The sequence below is a fragment of the Bradyrhizobium sp. CCBAU 21365 genome, assembly GCF_015291305.1.
Taxonomy (GTDB): Bacteria; Pseudomonadota; Alphaproteobacteria; order Rhizobiales; family Xanthobacteraceae; genus Bradyrhizobium; species Bradyrhizobium elkanii.
Genome location: NZ_CP030036.1, coordinates 6,582,301 through 6,605,535 on the forward strand (window position 1 = coordinate 6,582,301; position 23,235 = coordinate 6,605,535).

Below are 23,235 nucleotides of genomic sequence, written 5' to 3' on the forward strand. Positions count from 1 at the left end.
AAGGACATCGACATCATGAAGACAATCATCCTTCTTACCGGCGTCGCCAACCAGCAATTCGCGCTCACCGAACTGCTGAAGGCGCACAATCCGGCGCTGTCGTTCCGCTGCGTGGTAACGGCCGACGAGCTCGCCGCGATCGGGCCGGAGGTCTTGCGCGAGGCCCGGCTGTTGGCCTTCACCACCAGCGTCATCGCGCCGGAGCACATTCTGGCGGCGCTCGGCCATGGCGCCTACAATTTCCATCCCGGCCCGCCGCAATATCCCGGCTGGGCGCCGGCGCATTTCGCGCTCTATGACGGTGCCCGCACCTTCGGCGCGACGGCCCATGCGATGGCGGCGCGCGTCGATTCCGGCCCGATCGTCGGGGTCGAGTCTTTCATCGTTCCCGACAGGATCAGCGTGCGCGGGCTCGAACAGATCGCCTATGTGCGGCTTGCCCATCTGTTCTGGCGGATGTCGCGCGATCTCGCCTGCGATCCCACGCCGCTGGCGGAATTGGAGATCGCCTGGTGCGGAATCAAGAGCACCCGGCAGATGTACCGCGAGATGTGCGAGCTTCCCGCCGGCATCAGCGCCGGCGAGCTGGCGCGCCGGATCCGTGCCTTCCACGACGACTTTCGCGGCATCCCGCTGACCTGCTCGTTGCACGGCATCCGCTTCCAGCTGGCAACGACTGCCACGCAGGCGCCCGAGGCGCCGCAGATGGTCTCGCCGCCGCTCGCCGCAGCCTCCTGAGAAACCGCCTCAACCGCGCGTCGCACGGCCCCCGACCTCCCGGCGCTGCTGCAAGTGCGCCCTCACCGCACGCTCCGCGGCTCGCGCGGAGCCGAAATAGCCCCCGTCGAGGCCGTCAAAGGCGCGGTCGGAGGAGAAGAAGCAGAAGCCGCGGCTATCGCTGACGACGATGCCGGCGGTGCGATCCGATACTTCGATGACATAGGCTTGGGGCATTTGGGCTTGGGACATGCGTGCTCAATCGCCGAATGACGGCGCTCCTGTCTGATTGTCGGATGCTTTGATTTATTAAAGCGATCAACAACAGACGCCGGTCGCCGCCGAGACACAGCGATGCTGCATGCGGCTTCGCATGTCGCACATCAAGCTGCAGTGGTCATGTCTCATTGCGGTGACCTTGGACAACACGGATATCGCGCATCAATATCCAGCCAAACCGCGCGGCGGTCAATGAAATGACTGTCCAAAGATGACTGTCCGGCGCGATGGCTCGTTCGCGGCCGGCGGAAAAACAGCACAGTTTTGGTAATGACGGTCGTCGAGCGCTGACTTGGCCGGGCACCGTGCATCCCGGTGCCCGGCCATGGTCGCTCAAGGCAGGATCGGCGGATGATAGGTGAAGGTTGCCATCAGGATCGCCGCCAGCAGCATCACGATCGGAAAGTGGATGAAGAACTGCACCGAGGTGTAGCCGATCAGATCCTTCGACTTCAGGCCGAGGATGCCGAGCAGCGGCAGCATCCAGAACGGGTTGATGAAGTTCGGCAGCGTCTCGGCGATGTTGTAGACCATCACCGTCCAGCCGAGATGCGCGCCGATGTCGTTGGCCGCCTTCATGATGTAGGGCGCCTCGATGATCCACTTGCCGCCGGCCGACGGCACGAAGAAGCCGAGCAGCGCCGAATAGATTCCGACCAGGAACGAGAACACGGTGGAATTGCTGGAGGCGCCGACGAACCAGTGTGCGATCGTGTCCGACAGCGTCGTGCCGCTGCCGTTCGGGACCTTGGTCAGGATCTGCGCAATGCCGGCGTAGAACGGAAACTGCAACAGCACGCCGGAGACACTCGGCATCGCCTTCGAGAACGACTCGATGAGGCTGCGCGGACGCCAGTGCAGCACGATGCCGAGGATGAGGAAGACGAAATTATAGGTGTTGAGGCCCGACAACGTGATCAGCGGATTGCCCGACTGGAACGTCTGCCACAACCAGCCGGCGGCAAGCACGGCGATCAGGATCGTCAGCAGCGGGCTGAACTCCAGCCAATCGCCCGGACGCGCCGGCTTCCTGGCCTCGATGCGATCATCGCCAAGCGCAACGCCGAGGTCTTCCGCCGTCTTCGCCTGTTCGGGCGCAGGCGTCGTGAAATAGCAGATCGCAGCAGAGACCACGGTCACCATCACGACGGTGACCATGTTCTGCCAGGTCAGGATGGTTTCCGAGAAACCGATCACGCCGGTGATCGGCAGAAGCGATGCCGGAATGCTGCCGGCATTGGCCTGCAGCTGCGCGGCTGATGACGTGATGCCGAGGGTGAAGCCGCAACCGAGCCCGAGATAGCCGGCGGCACCGGCCGCCCGGTAGTCGAGCCTGATGTCGGTGCGCCGTGCGATCTCCCGCACCAGAAGACCCGAGAAGATCAGGCTCAGGCCCCAGTTCAGCAGCGACAGAAAGATGCTGAGCACGCCGACAAAGACCACGGCGCCGCGCCCGGTCTTCGGCACGCTGGCGAGCCGCGCCAGCACGGCCGCCACCGGCGGCGACATCGCCACGACATAGCCGCCGATCGCGACCAGCGCCATCTGCATCGTGAAGGGAATCAGGTTCCAGAACCCGTCACCGAACGCGCGGCTGACGGCGAGCGGCGAACCGCCATGCAGGATCGCGCCGATCGCGACCGCAATCACCGCGATCAGGACGAAGACGTAGGCATCCGGAAACCAGCGCTCCGCAAACGCCACCAGGGCTTGCGAAAATCGCGCGATGATGTTGTCCGCGACAGGTTTTCGCAAGCTCACGGTTTGATCGTGCGTTGCATTCGTCATCAATCTGATCCCCTTCCGGTAATACGGTTACAGCCTTCAATCGTGTTTGGTCATCAAAGCGCGAGCGTGAGATCGGTCAGCGGCACGGCCTGGCAGGCGAGGCACTGTCCCTCGCTGCCATCGACAGGGCCGAGATGGGTAAACTCCCCATCGACGACCTGAACCGCACAGCTTTCGCATTGCCCGACACGGCAGCCGCTCGGCAGCGCGACACCCGCCGCACTCGCCGCATCAAGCAGCGTCCCCTGCTCGGGTTTCCAGGAAAAGCTCTGCTTGCTGCCCGCAAGCCGGATGGTGCGCGGCGCAAGGTTGCTCGGCACCGACGGCGGCGACACGAAGCTTTCAGCGAAAATGTCGAAGCGCGGCACGCCGAGCGCCGTCACGGCCTCGATCTGCGCCGCAACGAATTCCGGCGAGCCGCAGATGTAGACCAGCGGCCGGCGCGCCAACAGCGGCTTGACCTGTCCGAGATCAACCCTCCCCTTGCGCAACGAATGCGAGTCGATCGGGTCCTGCGCGAACGGCGCGGAATAGAACGTCACACGCTTCAGCCCTGGAATACCGGCGTCCAACTGTGCAAGCCGCTCGGCAAACGGATGCTCCCGGCTGCTGCGGCAGCCATGCAGCAGCAAGATTTCGCCAACGCGATCCTGTGGTGCGATCCGTTGCAGCGTTTCGAGATGGCTGATGAACGGCGTGATGCCGATGCCAGCCGCGAGGAAAATCAGCGGCCGCGCCCCCTTCAATGGCGGCGTGAAGATGCCGCCCGGCGGCTCCAGCACAACCTCGTCGCCGACGGCCAGGCGATGCAGACGATCCGGCATGAAGAACGCCGCGTCGCCACCCGGCGCCTCATTGAAGAAACGTCCCTTCACCGCGATCGACAGCGCATGCGGCAGATCAGCCGATCCGGTCAGCGAATAGGCCCGAGCCTCCGCCGCGCCGGGCAGCGAGACCATGACGTGCTGGCCCGGCAGGAAGTCGGGCAGCGGACCGCCGTCACGTGGCAGCAGCTTGAGCGCGACGACATTATCCGCCTCGGCGCGGCGCGCGCCGACCGTGAACCGCCGCTGACCGCTCCACAGGCCACGACTGGCAATTCCGTCGCGCCTGATATCGCAGACAATCGCGCGCAGCGGGACGGAGCCGCTGATCGGATCGCGTGCATCGTCGTGCAGCACGGCGTTGATGTTGCGGGTGTGGATGCCTGCCGTCGCGGAACGCTCGCGGCCGAGCGGCGGACATTCTTCCCACCAGCCGAATTCGGCGACGACGACCCGATCGTCGAGCGCCGCATTGAGGCGCACCTTCAGGCGCACGGCACCGCCATGCGTCTCCACCACGGCCCAGTCGCCTTCGGCAAGGCCGCGCCTCTCGGCGAGTTGCGGACTGATCTCGACGGCCGGATCGGGCGACTTGCGCCGCAGCGAGGCGACGTGCCGATAGGAGGAGTGAACGAACCAGCCGCTCTTGGCGGTGGAAAGCGCGAGCGGAAAGCGTGCGTCCGGCGCTGCCGTGAGCGGGCTGCCGACCGGCTCGACGTGGTCGGGCAAGGGATCATACCCGTGTCCCAGCATCAGCTCGGAATAAAGCTCGACGCGGCGCGTCGGCGTCGCAAATCCGGCGACTGTTCGGTCCTCGCGCGCCACGGCGTATTTTTCGTCGCGGAAGGCCTGCGGGAACCGACGACCCTCGGGATGCGCGCGGAGATCCTCGACATCGATGCCGAGCGGTGCGAGCTGATAGTTCCACCCGGCCGTGATGTCGCCGCCGAAGAACAGCTCGTCCATGCCGAGCTTGAGCGCGAGCGCGGCAGCGATCTCATAGTCCGCCTTCACTTCACCGACCGGCTCGACCATGCGCGCGCGAAACTGCACGGTCTCGACGGCCTGCTGCGTGATCTCGAACCCGATCTTCAGCGCATCGCGCTCCCACGGCGTGCTGGCGGGCAGCACGAAATCGGCGCTCTCCGCGGTCGGGTTCATGAACATGTCGATATGAACCTGGAATTCCAGCGCGTTCAGCGCGGCGCGGTTGCGCTCGGAATGGCCCTGCGAGACGACGAAGTTGGTGCCGAAGGCGACCAGCGCGCGCACCCGGTAGGGCTCGCCGTCGAGCACGGCCCGGCTGAAGTCGCGCGCCGTGATCCAGCCCTTGGCCGGCGGGCCGAGCGGCAGCTCAGTAATGCCCAGCGCCTTTGCCTGCTGCTCCGGCGACAGGATGTTGTAGTCGTTGAGAGCACGGGTCGGCGGCGGCACCGGCCAGCGATTGCCGCCGGGCCGATCGCAAGCGCCGGTCAGCGCATACAACGTTGCAATCGTGCGCTCGATCGCGGTCGCGTTGGTGTGCTGGCCGACGCCGGTCCAGGAATGATAGGCGAGCCGTGGCCGTCGAGCGAGAAGCGTGTTGAACGCGTCGACGTCCTCGACAGGAAGCCAGGTCAGCTCCGCGACGCGGGCCGGCGTGTACGGCGCGGCTCGCTCGACAAGCAGTTCGAACGCAGTTGCCGCCGCTATCATCCGGCCGTCGCGTGTGCGGACCTGCAACGCGCCGCGCAGCTGGCCACAGCTCTCCGGCGCGTAGCGGGTGTCGCAAGGTACCGGCGCGCCCGACGCATCGAGACGAACGAAAGCCTCCGACGCGCCATCCGGCCACAACGCGTCGGCGCGCAGGAAGCGTCCCGTCGCACGATCGACCAGCAGCGATCCATTGGTCCATGCGTTGACGAAATCCGCATCGAAGCTGCCGGTTGCGATGAGGTGACGGATCGCCCCCATCGCGAGCGCACCATCGGCGCCCGGGCGAATGCGCAGCCACAGATCGGCCTGCTGCCCCGAGCCGTTCGGCTTGGGATCGACCACCACGACCTTGGCGCCGCGCCGCCGCGCATCGGCGATCCGCGTTGCCTGGGCGAGCCAGGTGCGCGCCGGATTGTGGCCCCACAGGATAATCGCATCGGCATTGTCGTAATCGGGAAAGCCAATGCCGCGGCCGAAGGTCAGCGCGTGCGCATAGTCCTTGTGCCAGCCGCAGATCTCGACCGCATAGATCAGGTTCGGGCTGCCGAAGCCACGGATGAAACGCTCGACCCACTCGAAACTGTCGACCATCGGCGTGCCGCTCGGCGTGGTGACGCCGAACGCCACCGCCTCGGCGCCGCTCTCGGCGCGGATCGTACCGAGCCGAGCGGCGATCTCGGTCAACGCCTCGTCCCAGGACACCTCGACCCAGCCCGGATCGGCGGCGCCGCGCGGCTGGGTCCGCTTCAGCGGAACGGTCAGCCGGCGCGGGCTGGCGACGATTTCGGGCGCCGCCCTGCCCTTGGCACAAAGCGCGCCGCCGGTCGGGTGGTTATTCAATACCTCTACGCCGACAAGGCGCCCGTCCTCGACCACGGTGACGGCACCGCAGCGCGAGCGACAAAGCGTGCAATAGCCGGGTAGCCGCTGTTTCACCGCCGTTTCACCTATCCCGTCAGCCCATGTGACGCATTTTTGTAATGCGTTACACATTTACGTCATACGCTACCGGCGGCGTCAAGGCTAAGTAATAATCAGGGACGAATCGGAGTTCCCAGCGAGAGGCGGCGACGACCACCGATGGACCAGAATTTGCGAGAACAGGTGCTGCAGCGGGTGCGGGCCGAGATCATTTCCGGGCAGAGCCTTCCGGGCACGATGTATTCGGTGCCGTCTCTCGCCGCGAGCCTCGGCGTCTCCTCGACGCCGGTGCGCGAAGCACTGCTCGAGCTCAGCCGCGGCGGCCTGGTCGAGCCGATGCGCAACCGCGGCTTCAAGGTGGTCGAGCCGACGCTGACCGAGTTGCGCAATCTGTTCGACATGCGCGAGGTGCTCGAGCTGCACGCCGCCGTGCTGGTCGCCGCCAACCCGCCAAAGGATCTGGCAGTCGTGCGCGGCTGGGCCGACCAGATCGCCAAGGCCGTCGAGACCGACGACGTCCAGCTCTATCTGGAAGCCGACCGCAACTATCATCGCGAGTTCATCGCGGCCGCCGGCAACGACCTGCTGACCGACACGGTGATGGGCCTGCGCGACAAGATGCGGCTCTACGGCATCAGTTCCCGCGCCGGCCACGAGCGGCAGCAAGCGTCAGTGCCCGAGCATTACCGGTTGATCGAGCTCGCGCTCGCCGGCGAGACCGAGGCGCTGACCGCCCTGCTCCGCACGCACATCCGCTCCTGGGAGCCGATCTTCGTCGATGCATTGCTGCGCTCGAAGGAGCATGCGCGCGAGCCACTGCGGCAGGCCCGCGGCTGACGCGGAGCGGAGGCAGCTAGGCGGTCGTGGTGACCGGCTAGTCCAGAATGCTCTTGTAGTGCTCCGAGAAGACATCGCGGCCGATAATCAGCCGCATCACCTCGGAGCTTCCAGCGAGGATTCGATTGACGCGCGCGTCGGTAAACATCCGACTGATCGGATATTCATCCATGTAACCTGCGCCGCCGTGCAACTGGACGCCAAGATCGAGCATCTTCCACTCGACCTCCGACGACATCATCTTGGCCTTCGCGCCCATGTTGCTGGTCAGGCGTCCGGCATTGTGCTCGGCCACGCAGTGATCGACATAGACCTGCACGAGATCGATTTCGGCATCCATCTCCGCCATGCGGAACTGGGTGTTCTGCTGTTCGGCGAGCGGCCGGCCGAACAGTTTGCGGTCCATCACGTAAGCGCGCGTGATGTCGAACGCCTTGCGGCCGTTGGCGATCGATCCGACCGCAGAGATCAACCGCTCCTCGGCAAGGCCTTCCATCAGATAGTAGAAGCCCCTGCCGGGTTCTCCCAGCACGTTGGCCTTGGGCACCTTCACATTGTTGAAGAACAGTTCGGCAGTGTCCTGTGCCGGCATGCCCATCTTCTTGAGATTGCGGCCGCGCTCAAAACCTTCCATGCCGCGCTCGACGATCAGGAGCACCATGGCATGCTTCTTCTCGGCGCCCGCGAGCTTTGCCGCCACGATCACCACGTCGGAATTGATGCCGTTGGAAATATAGGTCTTCGAGCCATTGAGCAGGAAATGATCGCCCTTGTCTTCCGCCGTCGTCCGCATGCCAGCGAGGTCCGAGCCCGCGCCGGGCTCGGTCATCGCGATCGCCAGGATGGTCTCGCCGCTGACGCATTTCGGCAGGAATCGGTCGCGCTGCTCCTCGGTGCCGAAGCGCTTGAAATAAGGACCGACCAAGCGGCTGTGCAGCGTGTTGTACCAGCCCTTGCAGCCCGAGCGCGCAGTCTCCTCGATGATGATCTGCTCGTAGCGGAAGTCCTCGTCGCCCATTCCGCCATATTTTTCCTCGGGCCAGATCATCAGGAAGCCGAGGTCACCGGCCTTCTTGAACGCGCTGCGGTCGACGATGCCGGCCTCCCGCCATTCCTCCATATGGGGCGCAATCTCGCTGGCGAGAAACTTGCGGTAGGAGTCGCGGAAGATGACCTGGTCTTCGGTAAAGCTGCGCATCAATCACCCAATAGCGCTCTCTTGGAAGCCCGCCGGCGTGCGGCGAGGCACCGGTAAAAAGTTTGGAGCGCCGGTTCTGCTGCAATCAAAACCGACGCTCCGTCATCAAAACAGGCGATGCCCTACTTGCCCTTCCAGTTCGGTGGGCGTTTTTCTGCAAAGGCAGCCGCGCCCTCGCGGGCATCCTCGGATACGAAGACAGGACCGACGATCTCCTGCTGCCTCTTCCACATCTCATCTTCCGGCCAGAGCCGGGATTCGACGATCACCTGCTTGGATGCCTTCACGGCGAGCGGGCCGTTGGCGCCGATCGCGGCCGCAAGCTCGAGCGCGGCAGCGAGCGCCGGGCCGTCGGTCACACGATTGATGATGCCGAGCTGGTAGGCACGCTCAGCGCCGAAGAACTCGCCCGTCAACGCGAACTCCATCGCCACGCGGAACGGCATCTGGCGCGGCATGCGGATCAGGCCGCCGGCCGCAGCGGCCAGCCCGCGCTTCACCTCGGGGATCCCGAACTTGGCGTTGCGGTTGGCGACGATCATGTCGCACGACAGCGCGATCTCCATCCCGCCGGCGAGCGCGTAGCCGTCGACAGCCGCGATCAGCGGCTTCTTCGGTGGCGCCTCGGTGAGGCCGGCAAAGCCGCGGCCGGGGATCGACGGCCGCTCGCCTTTCAGGAACCCCTTGAGGTCCATGCCCGAGCAGAATGTGCCGCCGGCGCCGGTGATGATGCCGACGCTCAAGGCATCGTCGGCGTCGAGCCGGTCGATCGCCGCGGCCACGCCCTTGGAGAGGGCGAGGTTGGCCGCGTTCTTGGCTTCCGGCCGGTTCAGGGTGATGATCAGTATCGGTCCGCGGACTTCAGTGAGGACCGGAGTTTCTTCGGACATCGCTTTGGTCTCCTGATCGCTTACCGCGGGGCCATGCGGATGGCGCCGTCGAGACGGACGTCTTCACCGTTGAAGTAGCCGTTGGTGATCATGGTCAGCGCCAGTTGCGCGTATTCCTCCGGCATGCCGAGACGCTTCGGGAACGGCACCGACGCGCTGAGCGCGGCCTTGACGTTCTCAGGCGCCCCCTGCAGCAGCGGGGTGTTGAAGATGCCCGGCAGAATGGTGTTGACGCGGATGCCCTCGGCCATCAGGTCGCGCGCGATCGGCAGGGTCATGCCGACCACGCCGGCCTTCGAGGCCGAATAAGCCGCCTGCCCCATCTGGCCGTCCTCGGCCGCGACCGAGGCTGTGTTGACGACCGCACCACGCTCGCCGTGCTCCAGCGGAGCCAGCGACAGCATGCCCTGCGCCGACTTGGCGATGCAACGGAACGTGCCGACGAGGTTGATCTGGATGATGCGGTTGAAGGCGTCGATCGGGAAGTGGGTGGGCTCGCCGGTCTTCTTGTCGCGGCCCGCGGTCTTCACCGCGTTGCCGGTGCCGGCGCAGTTCACCAGGATGCGCTCCTGGCCGTGCGCGGCGCGGGCCTTGGCGAAGCCTGCATCGACCTGCTCGTCCGAGGTGACATCGACCTTGCAGAACACACCGCCGATTTCCTTGGCGATGGCCTCACCTTTCTCATCGTTGAAGTCGAAGATCGCGACTTTCACGCCTTGCGCAGCGAGCGCGCGCGAGGTGGCGGCACCAAGGCCCGAAGCGCCGCCGGTGACGACGGCGGCGACCGATGAATCTAGTTTCATGGCAATATCCTTTCGCGATCAGATGCGTTCGATGATGATGGCCGGTGCCATGCCGCCGGCGGCACACATGGTGACCAGGCCATAACGTCCGCCGCTGCGCTCGAGTTCGTCGAGCGCCGTGCCGATCAAGATCGATCCGGTCGCGCCGATCGGGTGGCCGAGCGCGATCGAGCCGCCATTGATGTTGACCTTCTCGCGATCGAGCTCGAGATCACGGATGAATTTCTCGGCGACGACCGCGAAGGCCTCGTTGATCTCCCAGACGTCGATGTCGTTCTTGGTCAGGCCCGCCTTGGCAAGAACCTTCTTGGCCGCCGGAACCGGCGCGTTAAGCATCAGCGTCGGGTCGTCACCCTGGTTGGCATAGGCCACGATGCGGCCGCGCGGCTTGAGGCCGTGCTTCTCGGCATATGCCTTCGACGTGATCAGCACCGCGGCGGCGCCGTCCACCACGCCCGAGCTGTTGCCGGCATGGTGCACGCCCTTCCACTCGAGGTCCGGATAGCGGCGCTGGATCTGCTTCTTGAACGTCGTGCCGTTGCCGAGGTCGAAATCGGCAAGCTGCTCGAAGCTCGGCTTCAGCGAAGCCAGTCCTTCGGCAGTGGTTTCCGGGCGCGGGAATTCCTCGCGATTGAGGGCAACGCTGCCGTCGTCGTTGAGGACGGGGATCACCGACTTGGCGAAACGCCCTTCATCGATGGCCCGCTTGGCGCGCTGCTGGCTCGTCAGCGCCAGGGCATCGCAGGCCTCGCGGCTGATCCCCTCGCGCGTCGCGATGGCGTCGCCGCACACGCCCTGGTGCGACTGCGGGTGAATCTCGTCAAGCGCCGGATTGCCCGAACCCATCATCCGCGCCGGCTGCCCGGCCTTGGAGCGCTCGGCTGCGAGGGTCTGTTGATAGCTCATCATCTCGGTGCCGCCGGCGATGACGCAATCCTCCATCCCCGACATCACTGACGCTGCCGCAAGGTTCACCGACGTGATACCGCCGCCGCAGAAACGATCCAGCGTCGTGCCGCTGGCGTTGATATCGTAGCCCGCCGCGAGCGCCGACATGCGTCCGAGATCGCCGCCCTGCTTGCCTTCCTGGGTCGATGTCGACCAGATGATGTCGTCGACGGTCGACGTATCGAGCTTGTTGCGCTCCTTGAGCGCGCCGAGCACCGTCGCGGCCAGGTGCTGCGGATGCAGGTGCGACAGCGCCCCCTTGCCCGGCTTGCCGATGCCCCGCGGCGTGCGAACGGCGTCAATGATGTATGCTTCAGACATGCGTTTCCCTTTGCTTCGGATGTTTCATTAGCTTGCGCTCGTGCCGGCGGTCCCAACCGTTTCCGCGAGGCGTCAACGGTGTGGCGTCACCGCAAGCGGCTCGGCAATCGAGTTGCGCTGATCTTCGAAGTACCCGAAGCGCGGCACCTGCCGGAGCTGCTGCTCGTCGGCGCAGACAGGCTTGTCGCAACCCTGCGCAAACAACGGCGCGCCGGCTGCGGCGGCGTGGGGACCGAGAGCATATTTCTGCTCTTGCGGCAGATAGATCAGCTGGCCGATCTGGGTAAGCGTCAAGGTGAGACGCGATACCGTCGATCGGGGAAGACCACAGCGATCGGCGATTTCGCGATTTCCCAGGCGTATGCTTCGACCTTCGAAGCAACGCACGATGTCGAATGCGCGCGACACCACCTGGATCACGCGCCGGTTGTCCGTGCCGGCGGTCTCTTGCGCCATCAGTACCTCAGATCGACGTCCCATCGTTTACGCCTCACTCCTCATTTTCCATACGGGTGAACGAAGCCCACTCTGCTTCGGGCGGCAGCCCCCGATCCGCGACACCACGGCCGGGCGCGCAACGCTCGCGCGCGCGAACTCATGTGCGGGATTTGGCGGCAGGGGTCCGCGGCGCGCACCGCGTGGGCAGCGGTGCTGCACAGCTTGTTCCGGGATCGACGGTCTGACGCGATGGCCGGTCGCTCCGGCGTTCGGTCCGCCCGCGGTGATCACACCGACGCTGCGCTCGGCAAAGCGTGCGGCCCGCTCGCCAAGGTCATTTTCAGCCCCCTCGACGCCGCTGCGCACGGAATGCACGAACACCTGGTTTTCCAGCCGGGTGAAGCCGCGACCGCGCGGGGCAAGCAGCTTCGGATGTCTTCGGCCGGCCAGCATCAGGCGGATTCTTTCCCTAGGGTTTTGAGCTTTAATTAATTGATTAATTAGTCAGGTGATTAAAGTGGGCGCCCTCCGCTGTCAACCGCCGTCGCCGCAGGGCGCCCCGCGTTCAGCCCGCACCTTCACCCCGACGCCTGTCAGCGCAGTGAGCGCGGATCCGTCATGGTGAACTTCGTCAAACGCAGACCGCTGCCGAACGGCGATCGAAATTCCGCGCGATAGCGGACATGCGCAAGCCTAAGTGCGGGGATCAGGAAGCGGCGTGAGGACGCAGCCAATAGCGGCTGTCGGAACAGAAGTGACCGCGGGCCGGGATGACCGTTACGAGGGCCAACCTAAGCTATGAAAGCTTGGTGGGCGCACCAGGGCTCGAACCTGGGACCCGCTGATTAAGAGGCGTATGATTTGTTAGCAAAATCAACGGCTATTCAATTGAAGCGATCTTTTTGCCATGCCCGGACAAGGCGCGTTGATTAGTCAGCCCAAATGGGAGGTCAACAATGATTAAAGAGCGAGACCGACGGACGCCGACGGCTGCGGAACGCGAAGCAAACAAGGCATTCAAAACCGTCAGGCCGAAGGATGCTATGACGGATTACGCCAAAGCGCAAAAAGCGGTCCATGATAATCGAGAGCGCCTAAAGGCCGAACGGCTGGCGCGGGAGGCAGAAGCGGCCAACCGCACAAAAGCAGGCTAAAGCGGTCCCTTGTGGATGATCACGGAGGACCAAAGTTTGTGGAGGGTGAAATGGCCCTGCACTTCCGCCGAGTCGATACTGAACTGGAGATATGGATCGCTAGCAGCGACGACTATTCATTCGTCATCAGCAACGAGAGCCGGAGTGGACCTGGATTGCATGGAGAGCCGGGCTTTGTTGCATCATATCGCCCCGACTTTCTGAATATGCCAGCGGCTCACGTATCCGGGTCTCCCTTCAGTTCGTTCGCTGAAGCCGAGCGGGCCTGCAATGCGTTCCTGGGGCGCCTCATCATTAAGGGATGACTATCGTTATCCGCCCGCCGCGGCTGTGGCTTCTTCTGCGGCATCGCCGTGGCCGGCCGTTGCAGTCTACGCCGGCAAAGCCAAAGAGCAGACCATCGCCGAATTCCTGCTCAACATCATCCCCAACACCGTTATCGACGCGTTCGCCCATGGCTTTAGTCTTCGGCTTCTCTGCGAGCCAGCGACGTCCAGTTCTCGAAAGTCGACGTGATCCTTCACGCGATGGGCCTCAGCGTCGAGAAGGGGGATGAGGCCCGCGGGCAGCTTCTGAAGAAAGACGCATTGCCCTGACTTCTCGCGGCATGCTCACGAGTTTCTCCACGACCACGGCCAGAAGCGGAAATCAGCTAACGGTCTACTGCGGCAGACGAGCTTCGAACGCGATCGTCGCTCATACGGTCTGGTTGCAGATTCGAGTCCCGCCGGACGGGTGGTGTCCCTTCGTCGCCTATGGGATCATCGCACCCGAAACGCCTCACGCCTTCGCGGTAACCATTCTCCACAGCACCTCGGTCAGCACGGCGTAGCCCTTGTCGAGGGCCGCGGGCGCCGTGAACTCGCGCGGATTGTGGCTGAGCCCGCCCTGGCTCGGAACGAAGATCAGCGAGGACGGAACAGATTTCTGGATCGCCAGCGCGTCGTGGCCGGTGATGGTCTTGAACGTCATGGCCTTGAAACCGAGATCCGCGGCGGCAGAAAGAACCAGTGCCACGCCGCCCGGATCAAGCACGGTCCCAGCTCGCCTCTCGTCGGCAGCGATCGAGAGACCAACGCCAATCTCGCCCGACTCACGCTCGATTCGCTTCAGAAAGCGGTCGCTGATCGCCGAGACCACGGCTTCGGCCTCATGCCGGATCTCGAACCAGACCCGAACACGGCCCGCCACGACATTCGGCGAGTTGGGATGAACACTGATGCGCGCCGCGGAGGCATGGGCGCCCGCAGTCTCGCTCGCGACCTCTTGGTACAGCGCCTCGATCGCCCGGGCCGCTGCGCGCAGGGCGTCGCGGCGGAGCGCCATCGGCATCGGTCCGGTGTGCGAGTAGTCGCCTTCGAACGTCACCGATATCTTGCGCGTCATCCACGCGCCGGACACTGCGGCAATGTCGCCAGCCGCCTGCTCCAGGCGATCGCCCTGCTCCACATGCAACTCGACATAGCCCACCGGATTGTGTTCGAGCGGCGTCGTCCCGCAATAGCCGATCGCGGACAGCGCCTCGCCCAGGGTGACGCCCTCTGCGTCGCTGCACGCATATGCATCCTTCAAGCTCAGGGCGCCGGCGAAAACCGAGCTGCCGGTCAGGCTGGGCTGGAAGCGGGCACCCTCCTCATTGGTCCAGTTCACGACGGCAAGGTTGCGTCGCGCGGCGCCGGGATTGGCACGGCAACGCTCCCTGACGGCCTCGACCGCGAGGATCCCGGCGAGCACGCCGAAGACCCCGTCATATCGTCCTCCTGTCGGCTGGGAATCGAGGTGCGAGCCGGTCATGACGACGTCCGTGGACGCCGGCGCCAGCATCGCCACGCCAAACAGATTGCCGATCGCATCGATCCTCGGAACAAGGCCGCGATCGGCGATCTCGTGCAGGAAGAGGTCCCTCGCCTCCTTGTCGCGCGCCGTTCCAGCCAGCCGGCACACGCCACCGTCGTCGGTCGCACCGATCCTGGCAAAGCGCGCGATGAGGTCATGCAATGCGGTCATGTCTGCTCCAGCGATGCGATCCAGTTCCTCAGCTCGGTCTGCCGGCAATCATGGCTCAGAATGTCGCGGTGAAGTGCCAATTTCCAGGCGAGATCGCCACGCCGTTCGTCCGCGTCGAGCGCCGAGAGGTCAGCGGCATAACGCGCGAGCGCGTCCAGATCGGCAAAGAAACCCTCGTCAACCAGGAGCTGTCCGTAGCGCCGGATTACGGCGACGACATCGTGCAGGCGATATTCGGGATGATACTGCACGCCCCAGAATAGCCCGCGACCGAAACGGATCTCCGCCGCCTGAACCTCGCACATGGTATTCCAGGCGGTGACGGTTGCGGACTGCGGAAGGCGGGTGACCATATCGCTGTGGATGGCCGGCGCGTCGAAAACCGCCGCACGACCAGCATGCATGGGATGAGCGCGGCCTTCAGCCGTCAGCATGATCCTTCGCGCGAATCCGACCTCGCGTCCCGCCGGGTTGAGACCGACCTCGCCGCCCGCCGCGACCGTCGCGAGCTGCAAGCCCCAGCACGAGCCGAACATTGGCACGCCGCGAACGAAGATCTCGCGCACGAGGTCGATCTGCCGCAGCGCTTCGACCTCCCGCTGGTAGATGTTGAGGGCCGATCCCGTGATCGCGATGCCGTGGTAAGCTTCGAGCGGTTGCGGCAGCGCGAAGCTCGCGTCCGCCGGGGTCGCGATGTCGACGACGACGCGAGGTGCAAGCGACCGCAGGACCGCCGCATAGCTCTCCGCAGGCATTGCGCCCGCCGTCTCGGCGATCCGTCGCCGGCCGGCCAGCGTGTTGCCCTCGAGAACGAGCAGCCTCAGCACGGCTCAGCTTCCAAGATCGCCTCGAATGGCGGCCAGCGTCAGCTGCTTGAACTCGGACTCGGTCAACGGCCGCGGATTGGCACCCGCCGTCGGATCCTTGACGGCATCGGCCGCGATCGTTCCGGCATCGGTCTCCTTCACCCCGAGCTCGGCGAGCGTATGCGGCACGCCGAGCTTCTTGCGGAAGGCCAGCAGCCAGGACAGCACGGCATCGAAGTCTTGGCCCGGCAGGTTGAGCGCGCGGGCAATGTGCGGAATCTTGTCGGCGATCGCAGTCTTGTTGCAGACCAGGACATAAGGGAAGACCACACCATTGGTCAGCCCGTGATGAGTATCGTATCGGGCGCCGACCGGATGGGATATCGAGTGGATCGCGCCCAACCCCTTCTGGAACGCGGTGGCTCCCATCGAGGCCGCGGCGAACATGTAGGCGCGCGCTTCGAGGTCGCGACCGTTCTCGACCGCGCGCGGCAGATAGCTGTCGACGATCTTCATCCCCTCCAGCGCGATGCCGTCGGCAAGCGGGTGAAATGCCTTGACGCAGTAGGCCTCGAAGCAGTGCGACAGCGCATCCATGCCGGTTGCCATGGTGAGAAACGGTGAGAGACCGACCGCGAGCTCGGGATCCTCGATTGCGATCCTGGGCATCATCATGGGATGGAAAATGATCTTCTTCTCATGGGTATCCTCACGAGTGATCACGCCAGCGCGGCCGACCTCGGACCCCGTGCCTGCCGTCGTCGGCACCGCAATGATCGGCGCGATGCCCTTGGTGTTGGCGCGCGTCCACCAATCGCCGACGTCCTCGAAATCCCAGACCGGCCGCGACTGCGCCACCATGAACGCCACGCATTTTCCGACGTCCAGCGCCGAACCTCCACCCACGGCAATCACGCCATCATGACCGCCGGCCTTGAAGGCTTCGACGCCGGCCGTCAGGTTGGTTTCGGTCGGATTGGTCTTCACGTCGGAAAACACGGCGAGCGGAATGCCCGCCTCGCGCACGCGGTCGACGATACCGGCGATGAGATCGGTCTTGGCGAGACCGTGATCGGTGACCAGCAATGGCCTGGTGAGGCCGTTGGTCCTGCACGCCTCGGGAAGCTCGGCAATGCGGCCCGCGCCGGTGACGACGCGCGTCGGAAAATTCCAGCCGCCGGTGATCTGAACGTCCATGTGCTGCTCTCAATGCTCGATGCGAAGGTGGAATGATTTGGGTCGCGTCAGCGCCGCGAAGCCGAGGCGCGACATGCCGGCACCACGTCCGGTGTCCTTGACGCCGGTCCATGCCAAAGCGGGATCGACATAATCGCAGCGGTTCATGAACATGGTGCCCGTTGCGATGCCGTCACCGATGCGTTCGGCTGCGGCGGCGTCCTCGGTCCAGACCGATGCGGTCAGGCCATACGGGCTGTCGTTCATCAGGCCAATCGCCTCCTGATCGGAGGAGACCTTCATGAGGCCGACCACGGGCCCGAAACTCTCCTCCATCATCACCCGCATGGAGTGATCGACGCCGACCAGGACCTGAGGCATCAGATAGGCCGTACCGATCTTGTCCGCCGGGAACCGGGCCGGATCAATCAGAGGCCGCGCGCCTTTTGCCACGGCCTCGCCGATATGAACGCGGACGGCATCGGCAAAGCGTGTCGCCGCCATCGGGCCGAGCGTCGTGTCCTGCGACAGCGGATTGCCGAGCCGGTAGCGCGCGGTCAGGTCGGCAAAGGCGTCGACAAAGGAGCCATAGATCCGCTCATGCACGTAAATCCGCTCGATGCCGCAGCAGCACTGGCCGGAATTGTAGAAGGCGCCGTCCACGAGCTGCTCGACCGCGAAATCGAAATCGGCGTCCGGCCGCACATAGGCCGGATCCTTGCCGCCGAGCTCCAGCCCAAGGCTGATGAACGTCCCGGCCGCCGCCCGTTCGACCGCCCGGCCGCCGGCGACCGAGCCGGTGAAGTTCACGTGGTCGACCGAGCGCGATGAGATCAACTCCCTGGTCACGCCATGGTCGAGCGTGAGCGTCCTGAACAAGCCCTTGGGCAGGCCGACCCGATCCAGTGCCGCTTGGAAGCGCTCGCCGACCAGCAGGGTCTGTGCGGCATGCTTCAGGATCACGGCATTGCCGGCCAGCAGCGCCGGCACGATGGTGTTGGCCGCCGTGAGATAGGGATAGTTCCAGGGCGCGATCACCAGCACGATGCCGGCAGGGACGCGCTTGATCATGCGGCGGAAGCCGGGACGCTCGGCCGGCACGATCGGCGCCAGCGCCTCATCGCTGAGCTCGACCAGTGCGCGGACGCGCTCCTCCAGGCTGCGCAGTTCGCCGCCATAGCGCACCGGCCGGCCCATCTGCATCGCGAGCTCCGGAACGACCTCGTCGTTCTGCGCCCGCATCTCGTGCAGGAAGGCGAGCATCATGGCCTTGCGCTCGGCGAGCGGCACCCTTGACCATTCCTGCTGCGCTTTCCGCGCTTGCGCGAGAGCCGCTGCGACCTCGGCACCCGTTGCGACGGGCCGCCGGGCAACCTCGCTGCCGTCGACCGGAGAAATGCAGACGATATCGTTCACGTGATGTCACTCGTTTTCGAGGCAGGATCGGTCTCAGATGATCTCGAAGTAGCGTGCGAGCTCCCAGTCGGTGATGGCCTTGCGGAACTCGCGCTCCTCCCACTGCCGCGTCATCGCGTAGTGATCGACGAAGACGTCGCCGAACAGGTTGCGCGCCGCCTGCGAGGCGACCAGCCGGTCGGCCGCTTCCGATAGTGTTCGCGGAAACGCGCGCTCGGGCGGATGCATGCGCTCATAGGCATTGCCGGTGATCGGCTCGTCCGGTTCGATCCGGTGCTCGATTCCCCAGAGGCCCGATCCGAGCGCAGCCGCGATCGCGAGATACGGATTGATGTCGGCGGCGGCGACGCGGTACTCGACGCGCTGGCTCGACGGCTTGCCGGGAATGACGCGCAACGCACAGGTCCGGTTCTCGATTCCCCAGGTCGCGTCGGTCGGCGCCCAGAAGCCAGGGATCAGACGCGAGTAGCTGTTCACGGTCGAGGCAACCATCGCAAGCAGCTCCGGCAGCAGCGCCTGCTGGCCGCCGACGAACCAGCGCATGATGTCGGACATGTCGCCGGGTCTGCCGCCCTGGTGAAAGACCGGCTTGCCGTCCCGGTCGCGCAGCGACAGATGCAGATGCCCGGATTGCCCGGGATAGGTGTTCGACCACTTGGCCATGAAGGTGAGCATCTTGCCCTGACGCTCGGCCCAGACCTTGGAGAAGGTCTTGAACAGCACGGCGCGGTCGGCAGCGGCGAGCGCATCGGTGTATTGGATCGCGGCCTCCAGCACGCCGGGTCCGGTCTCGGTGTGCAGGCCTTCGACCGGCATGTCCATTTCGTTGCAGAGCTTGAGCAGCGAGCGATGAAATTCGGACTCGACGGAGGCACGCAGCATGGAATAGCCGAACCAGCCCGGCGTAAGATTCTTCAGGCCGCGAAAGCCCTTCTCGCGCACGCTGTGCGGTGTCTCGTCGAATACGAAGAACTCGAACTCCGCGGCCACGGACGGCGAGAACCCCATGGCTTCGGCGCGATCGATGACGCGGCGCAGCAGCCGGCGCGGACACAGCCCGGCCGCGGCGCCCTCGAACTCGCCGAGGAAGAACAGCATGTTCTCTTCCGTCGGCACATCGCGGCAGGTCGAAGGATCGATGCGCGCGATCGCGTCGGGAAAGGCCGTATGCCAGCCGGTGAACGCACCATTGTCGTACATCTGGTCGTTGGAGTCCCAGCCGAACACGATGTCGCAGAAGCTAAAGCCCGCCTCAAGCGCACCGACGAATTTATCGCGCGCGAGATATTTTCCGCGAATGACGCCGTCGAGATCGACGATGCCGAGCTTGACGTGGGAGAGGCCCCGCTCCTCGACAAGGGCCTTCGCCTCGGCGGTAGTTCGTACGCTTCTTGCATCCATGATCTTCAAATCTTCGGCTTCTGTGTCATCGCGGGCTATCGGCGATCGCGTCACGACGCGGCGATCGCGCGCAACTCCTCATCGCAGGCAGTGATGAACATGTCGGCGTGGTACTTGCCGAAGCACAGCGGCGGACGAATCTTGAGCGTGCTGCCGAACGGACCGGCAGCACCGATCAAGATGCCGCGCCGGCGCAGGCGGTTGATCAGCAGGCTCGCGAGCTCCGGCGCGGGCTCCTTGCTGTCGCGGTCGCGCACCAGCTCGAGCCCGATGAACAGGCCGGCACCACGAACGTCTCCGATGGTCATGTGGCGATTGCCGATCTCGCGCAATCCATCCATCAGGTGACGGCCGACCTCGCCCGCATTCTGCATCAAGCCCTCGTCCTCGATGACGTCGAGCACGGCAAGGCCTGCGGCCGCGGCCACCGGGTTGCCACCGAAAGTGTTGAAGTACTTCACTTCCGCGGCAAAGCCATCGAGCAGCGCGGCGCGCATGGCGACGCCTCCCATCGGAAAGCCGTTGCCCATGGGCTTGCCCATCGTGACGATGTCGGGGACGACGCCATGGCGTGCGAAGCCCCACATCGCCGCCCCGGTTCGCCCGAAGCCGGGCTGCACCTCGTCGGCGATGAACAGTCCCTGACGTTCATGCACGAGCTTCGCGGTGGGGGCCAGGAAGCCGGCAGGGTCGGCATAGATGCCGTCGCTCGAAAAGATCGTGTCCACCAGCAGCGCGGCAAAGCCGAAGCCGCTTCGCTCAAGATCGGTGATCGCTGCGGCAACGCTCTCAGCGAAGCGCTGGCCGGGATCGCCGACCGGATTGCGATACATCTCGGGTGCAGGAACGGCGCGCACGTGGGGCGGCAGCGGCTGACCGGGACGCGAGGACGGCGAGACATCGGTCACGGCTGTGCTGTTGCCGTGGTAGGCGGTCTCCGTGACGATGAAGCCCGTCCGCCCGGTCGCCACTTTCGCAACCCGCAGCGCCAGGTCATTCGCCTCGCTGCCGGTGCAAGTCAGAACCAGATGATCGATCCCGCGCGGAAACGTCGCGAGGAGACGCTCGGCATAGCCATCGACGACGTCGTTGAGATAGCGTGTGTGCGTGCTGAGCAGGCTGGCCTGACGGCTGATCGCTTCGACGACGCGCGGATGCGAATGCCCGACCGACGGCACGTTGTTGTAGAGGTCGAGATAGCGCCGGCCATCGACGTCGACCATGTAGACGCCTTCAGCGCGCACCATCCGGATCGGCTCCTGATAGAACAAGACCGAGGCCTTTCCGAAGGAACGCAGGCGCCGTTGCACCGCCTCGCGGAGCGCCGGGTCGATTGACGACACCCGGTCCTGATCGAAGGCGTTCAACGCCAGAATCTCTTTTTCCTGCTGCATCGCCCGCCTTCCCTTTGGCCCGCGGCCTGCGCGGACCAAAGCCGTCCCCTGCAGCGATCATGCCCCAGCCGTTCCGCTACGACCTTGGATCCATGTGCGAATTCCCACAATTGAAAAGCGGATTGCAGGCACAAGACATCAGAACGTCAGGCATGCGCTCCGCATTCCAAAAACATATTCCATATGTTTCAGTGCCTTATGCGATCGTCGCGATCCCTTTGCAAAGAGCATAGGCAGCGCGGCGCCCAAAGAATGGGGAATATGCCACATAATTGGTGTGGACTCACAACATCGCTTGGGGAACGATCATGAGGCGGACGCTGGAGAGGTTTGCAGCCGGAGAGACAGCGGAATGACTGATGACGCCCCTGCTGCGGCCGACAAGCGGCCACGAAAGGCCGACGGCGACCGCCTCTCGAAGCTCGCGCGCCACAAGCACATCATCTCGCAACTCACCGCCGCGCCGACGCTGCGGGCTTCCGAGCTCGCCGCCGTGCTCGGCGTCTCCGGCGAGACCATTCGGCGCGATCTGATGGAGCTTCAGGAGCAGAAGCTTATCAACCGCACCTATGGCGGGGCGTCCCGTCCCTTCGCGCTCGAGCCGGCGCTGACCGATCGCAAGGCGATCATGATCGCCGAGCGCGAGGCCATGGCCGCGGTAATCGCCGACCTCATCCTGCCGAACGAGGTGCTGATGCTCGGCGCCGGCGCTACCACGTTTCACATCGCAAGACGGCTGGCTTCGCGCGCGCACGATATCACCGTGATCACCCATGATTACGCGATCGCGGCCGCGCTGGCCGTCAATCCGTCGATCCGCGTGCTCTGCTGTCCCGGCCGCTATCACCCCAACGAAGGCTATGTGTTCGGCACGCAGACGATCGCGAACATCAACAGCTATGAGGCCAACCGCGCCATCGTGAGCGCGACCGGCATCAGCGCGCGCGGTGCGAACGATGCCGACGACGAGGCCGGCGCCATCTATGGCGCGATGGCCAAGCGCGCCGCGGAGGCCATCCTGGTGGCCGATCACAGCAAGTTCGACCAGCGTGCGCTCACCGTCTTCGCACATTGGACCGATATCGATCGTCTGGTTACCGATCGGCAACCAGAGGGAGCCCTGGCAACCGCTCTCCGTGCGGCCGGAACGGAGATCATCGTTGCGCAACCCTGAGAAAGGCCCAGCCATGGCACGCCTGACATCTGTCGCTTCCCGCGAGGACCACACCGGCCTTCATGCTGGCAACGACAAGGGCCCCGGTCTCACGCAAGATTGGCGGACCCGGATAGGACGCCTCGATCTCGAGCTGATCGGGCCGGATCACGCCTTTGCCCGCAACTGGGAGCGCGTCGCCTGCATCCACGATGCCGCCTATGTGCTGGTGTTTCCCCTGACCGGATGCGTCGCATTCAGCCAGGACAGCCGCATCGGGATCGCCCGTCCCGGCGAATATGTCCTGCTCAGCGAGCTCGCCTTCTACGAATTGTCGTCCGACAAGACCGCGCGCTTCCTGATGCTGCGCATTCCGGCCGCCGAGCTGCGCGGCCGGCTGGTCTCGGTTGAAGATCACATCAGCCGGCGCTTCAAGCCGAACGAACAGATGACGCACCTGCTCGCGGGCATGATCCGCAGCGTGGCCGAGCTGTTCGTCGCCTCGCCGCCGCCGAACCCCCAGGCGCTCGCAACCGAAATGATCAGCTTCGTCGCGCTGACGATCGGATCAGAGGATCGCGGCGCGGCAACCGATGTACGCAACGCGCGATATCATCTGCGCCGCCGGATCGTCGACTTCATCGAGAGCCATCTGGGCGACCAGTCGCTGTCGCCGAAGAAGATCGCGGCTTCGAGCCGCATCTCGCTCAGCTATCTCTACAGCCTGTTCAACGACAACGAGACCACGGTCAGCCAGTTCGTCCAGACCAAGCGGCTGCAGCGGGCGTATGAAATCCTGGTCGCCGACCCGAAGGGAAGGCGGACCGTCTCGGAGGTCGCCTACGAGGTCGGCTTCAAGAACGTGTCGCATTTCTCGCGCTGCTTCAGCCGGCACTTCAAGGTGGCGCCGCGCGACGTTCGCCAGACGCCGGTGGCGGCGCCGCAGCCGGCGGCAAGCGCGCGCTCGCCGCAGCCAAAGAGCCCTGCTGCCCGGGTGGCGCCGCGTAACGGATACGGCTCCCCCTATTGGGAGATCGACAAGCAGCCGGTCCACGAGACGGCGTAGCAC

Annotated in this window: 20 protein-coding genes and 1 pseudogene; 6 read left to right on the plus strand and 15 right to left on the minus strand. The window is 64.8% G+C overall.

Annotation, left to right across the window (positions count from 1 at the left end; translation table 11 throughout):
* Nucleotides 1-12: 12 nt before the first annotated feature.
* Complete coding sequence (locus tag XI02_RS31090; RefSeq protein WP_244981139.1) at nt 13-738, plus strand: formyltransferase family protein; 726 nt, start codon at nt 13-15, stop codon at nt 736-738.
* A 9-nt stretch (nt 739-747) separates the two neighbouring features.
* Here the strand turns inward: XI02_RS31090 and XI02_RS31095 are convergent, their stop codons facing one another.
* The 3 genes from XI02_RS31095 to XI02_RS31105 form a co-directional block, all read right to left on the minus strand.
* Nucleotides 748-969: a hypothetical protein gene (locus XI02_RS31095; RefSeq protein ID WP_080586156.1), complete on the minus strand. Its 222-nt coding sequence runs from the start codon at nt 967-969 to the stop codon at nt 748-750.
* Nucleotides 970-1,329: 360 nt separating this feature from the next.
* On the minus strand, nt 1,330-2,784 hold the full coding sequence (locus tag XI02_RS31100) for a short-chain fatty acid transporter (RefSeq protein WP_172647503.1): 1,455 nt from the start codon (nt 2,782-2,784) through the stop codon (nt 1,330-1,332).
* Nucleotides 2,785-2,837: 53 nt separating this feature from the next.
* Nucleotides 2,838-6,239: a molybdopterin-dependent oxidoreductase gene (locus tag XI02_RS31105; protein ID WP_197971364.1), complete on the minus strand. Its 3,402-nt coding sequence runs from the start codon at nt 6,237-6,239 to the stop codon at nt 2,838-2,840.
* A gap of 144 nt (nt 6,240-6,383) precedes the next feature.
* Here XI02_RS31105 and XI02_RS31110 point away from each other — a divergent pair, with 144 nt between their 5' ends.
* A complete protein-coding gene (locus tag XI02_RS31110) occupies nt 6,384-7,061 on the plus strand; it encodes a GntR family transcriptional regulator (RefSeq protein ID WP_018272919.1) in 678 nt (225 codons plus the stop codon).
* A gap of 37 nt (nt 7,062-7,098) precedes the next feature.
* Here XI02_RS31110 and XI02_RS31115 read toward each other — a convergent pair whose 3' ends face one another.
* The 6 genes and pseudogenes from XI02_RS31115 to XI02_RS31140 form a co-directional block, all read right to left on the minus strand.
* Nucleotides 7,099-8,259, minus strand: a complete 1,161-nt coding sequence (locus XI02_RS31115; protein WP_038379081.1) for an acyl-CoA dehydrogenase family protein — start codon at nt 8,257-8,259, stop codon at nt 7,099-7,101.
* A 122-nt stretch (nt 8,260-8,381) separates the two neighbouring features.
* Complete coding sequence (locus XI02_RS31120) at nt 8,382-9,149, minus strand: crotonase/enoyl-CoA hydratase family protein (protein WP_016844646.1); 768 nt, start codon at nt 9,147-9,149, stop codon at nt 8,382-8,384.
* Between the two features lie 20 nt (nt 9,150-9,169).
* Nucleotides 9,170-9,952 carry an SDR family NAD(P)-dependent oxidoreductase gene (locus XI02_RS31125; protein ID WP_016844647.1) on the minus strand — a complete coding sequence of 261 codons (783 nt, stop codon included), beginning with the start codon at nt 9,950-9,952 and terminating at the stop codon, nt 9,170-9,172.
* A gap of 18 nt (nt 9,953-9,970) precedes the next feature.
* Complete coding sequence (locus XI02_RS31130; RefSeq protein ID WP_018272923.1) at nt 9,971-11,221, minus strand: acetyl-CoA C-acetyltransferase; 1,251 nt, start codon at nt 11,219-11,221, stop codon at nt 9,971-9,973.
* Nucleotides 11,222-11,437: 216 nt separating this feature from the next.
* A pseudogene (locus tag XI02_RS45555) lies at nt 11,438-11,701 on the minus strand (helix-turn-helix domain-containing protein); the annotation flags it as partial.
* Between the two features lie 3 nt (nt 11,702-11,704).
* Complete coding sequence (locus XI02_RS31140) at nt 11,705-12,112, minus strand: hypothetical protein (RefSeq protein WP_125459161.1); 408 nt, start codon at nt 12,110-12,112, stop codon at nt 11,705-11,707.
* A 503-nt stretch (nt 12,113-12,615) separates the two neighbouring features.
* Here XI02_RS31140 and XI02_RS31145 point away from each other — a divergent pair.
* The gene (locus XI02_RS31145; protein WP_075968426.1) at nt 12,616-12,813 is read left to right on the plus strand and encodes a hypothetical protein; all 198 of its coding nucleotides are present in this window, start codon (nt 12,616-12,618) and stop codon (nt 12,811-12,813) included.
* A 270-nt stretch (nt 12,814-13,083) separates the two neighbouring features.
* On the plus strand, nt 13,084-13,329 hold the full coding sequence (locus tag XI02_RS31150) for a hypothetical protein (protein ID WP_129965171.1): 246 nt from the start codon (nt 13,084-13,086) through the stop codon (nt 13,327-13,329).
* A 264-nt stretch (nt 13,330-13,593) separates the two neighbouring features.
* Here the strand turns inward: XI02_RS31150 and XI02_RS31155 are convergent, their stop codons facing one another.
* Genes XI02_RS31155 through XI02_RS31180 form a run of 6 tightly spaced genes read right to left on the minus strand, consistent with a single transcriptional unit; the run spans nt 13,594 to nt 21,013 of the window.
* Nucleotides 13,594-14,820 carry a Zn-dependent hydrolase gene (locus XI02_RS31155; protein WP_172647502.1) on the minus strand — a complete coding sequence of 409 codons (1,227 nt, stop codon included), beginning with the start codon at nt 14,818-14,820 and terminating at the stop codon, nt 13,594-13,596.
* The gene (locus XI02_RS31160) at nt 14,817-15,647 is read right to left on the minus strand and encodes a type 1 glutamine amidotransferase (RefSeq protein ID WP_018272926.1); all 831 of its coding nucleotides are present in this window, start codon (nt 15,645-15,647) and stop codon (nt 14,817-14,819) included. The genes XI02_RS31155 and XI02_RS31160 overlap by 4 nt, the downstream gene beginning before the upstream one ends.
* 3 nt (nt 15,648-15,650) lie before the next feature.
* The gene (locus tag XI02_RS31165; protein WP_172647501.1) at nt 15,651-16,823 is read right to left on the minus strand and encodes an iron-containing alcohol dehydrogenase; all 1,173 of its coding nucleotides are present in this window, start codon (nt 16,821-16,823) and stop codon (nt 15,651-15,653) included.
* Nucleotides 16,824-16,832: 9 nt separating this feature from the next.
* Entirely contained in the window at nt 16,833-18,218 is a 1,386-nt protein-coding gene (locus XI02_RS31170; RefSeq protein ID WP_172647500.1) for an aldehyde dehydrogenase family protein, read from the minus strand.
* A 33-nt stretch (nt 18,219-18,251) separates the two neighbouring features.
* Nucleotides 18,252-19,619: a glutamine synthetase family protein gene (locus XI02_RS31175; RefSeq protein WP_038379078.1), complete on the minus strand. Its 1,368-nt coding sequence runs from the start codon at nt 19,617-19,619 to the stop codon at nt 18,252-18,254.
* A 50-nt stretch (nt 19,620-19,669) separates the two neighbouring features.
* Nucleotides 19,670-21,013: an aspartate aminotransferase family protein gene (locus XI02_RS31180; RefSeq protein ID WP_172647499.1), complete on the minus strand. Its 1,344-nt coding sequence runs from the start codon at nt 21,011-21,013 to the stop codon at nt 19,670-19,672.
* 352 nt (nt 21,014-21,365) lie between these two features.
* On the opposite strand from XI02_RS31180, the gene XI02_RS31185 reads away from it, so the two are divergent.
* Both XI02_RS31185 and XI02_RS31190 read left to right on the plus strand, forming a co-directional pair.
* Complete coding sequence (locus XI02_RS31185) at nt 21,366-22,187, plus strand: DeoR/GlpR family DNA-binding transcription regulator (protein WP_016844659.1); 822 nt, start codon at nt 21,366-21,368, stop codon at nt 22,185-22,187.
* Between the two features lie 13 nt (nt 22,188-22,200).
* The gene (locus XI02_RS31190; protein ID WP_172647498.1) at nt 22,201-23,232 is read left to right on the plus strand and encodes a helix-turn-helix domain-containing protein; all 1,032 of its coding nucleotides are present in this window, start codon (nt 22,201-22,203) and stop codon (nt 23,230-23,232) included.
* Nucleotides 23,233-23,235 lie beyond the last annotated feature (3 nt).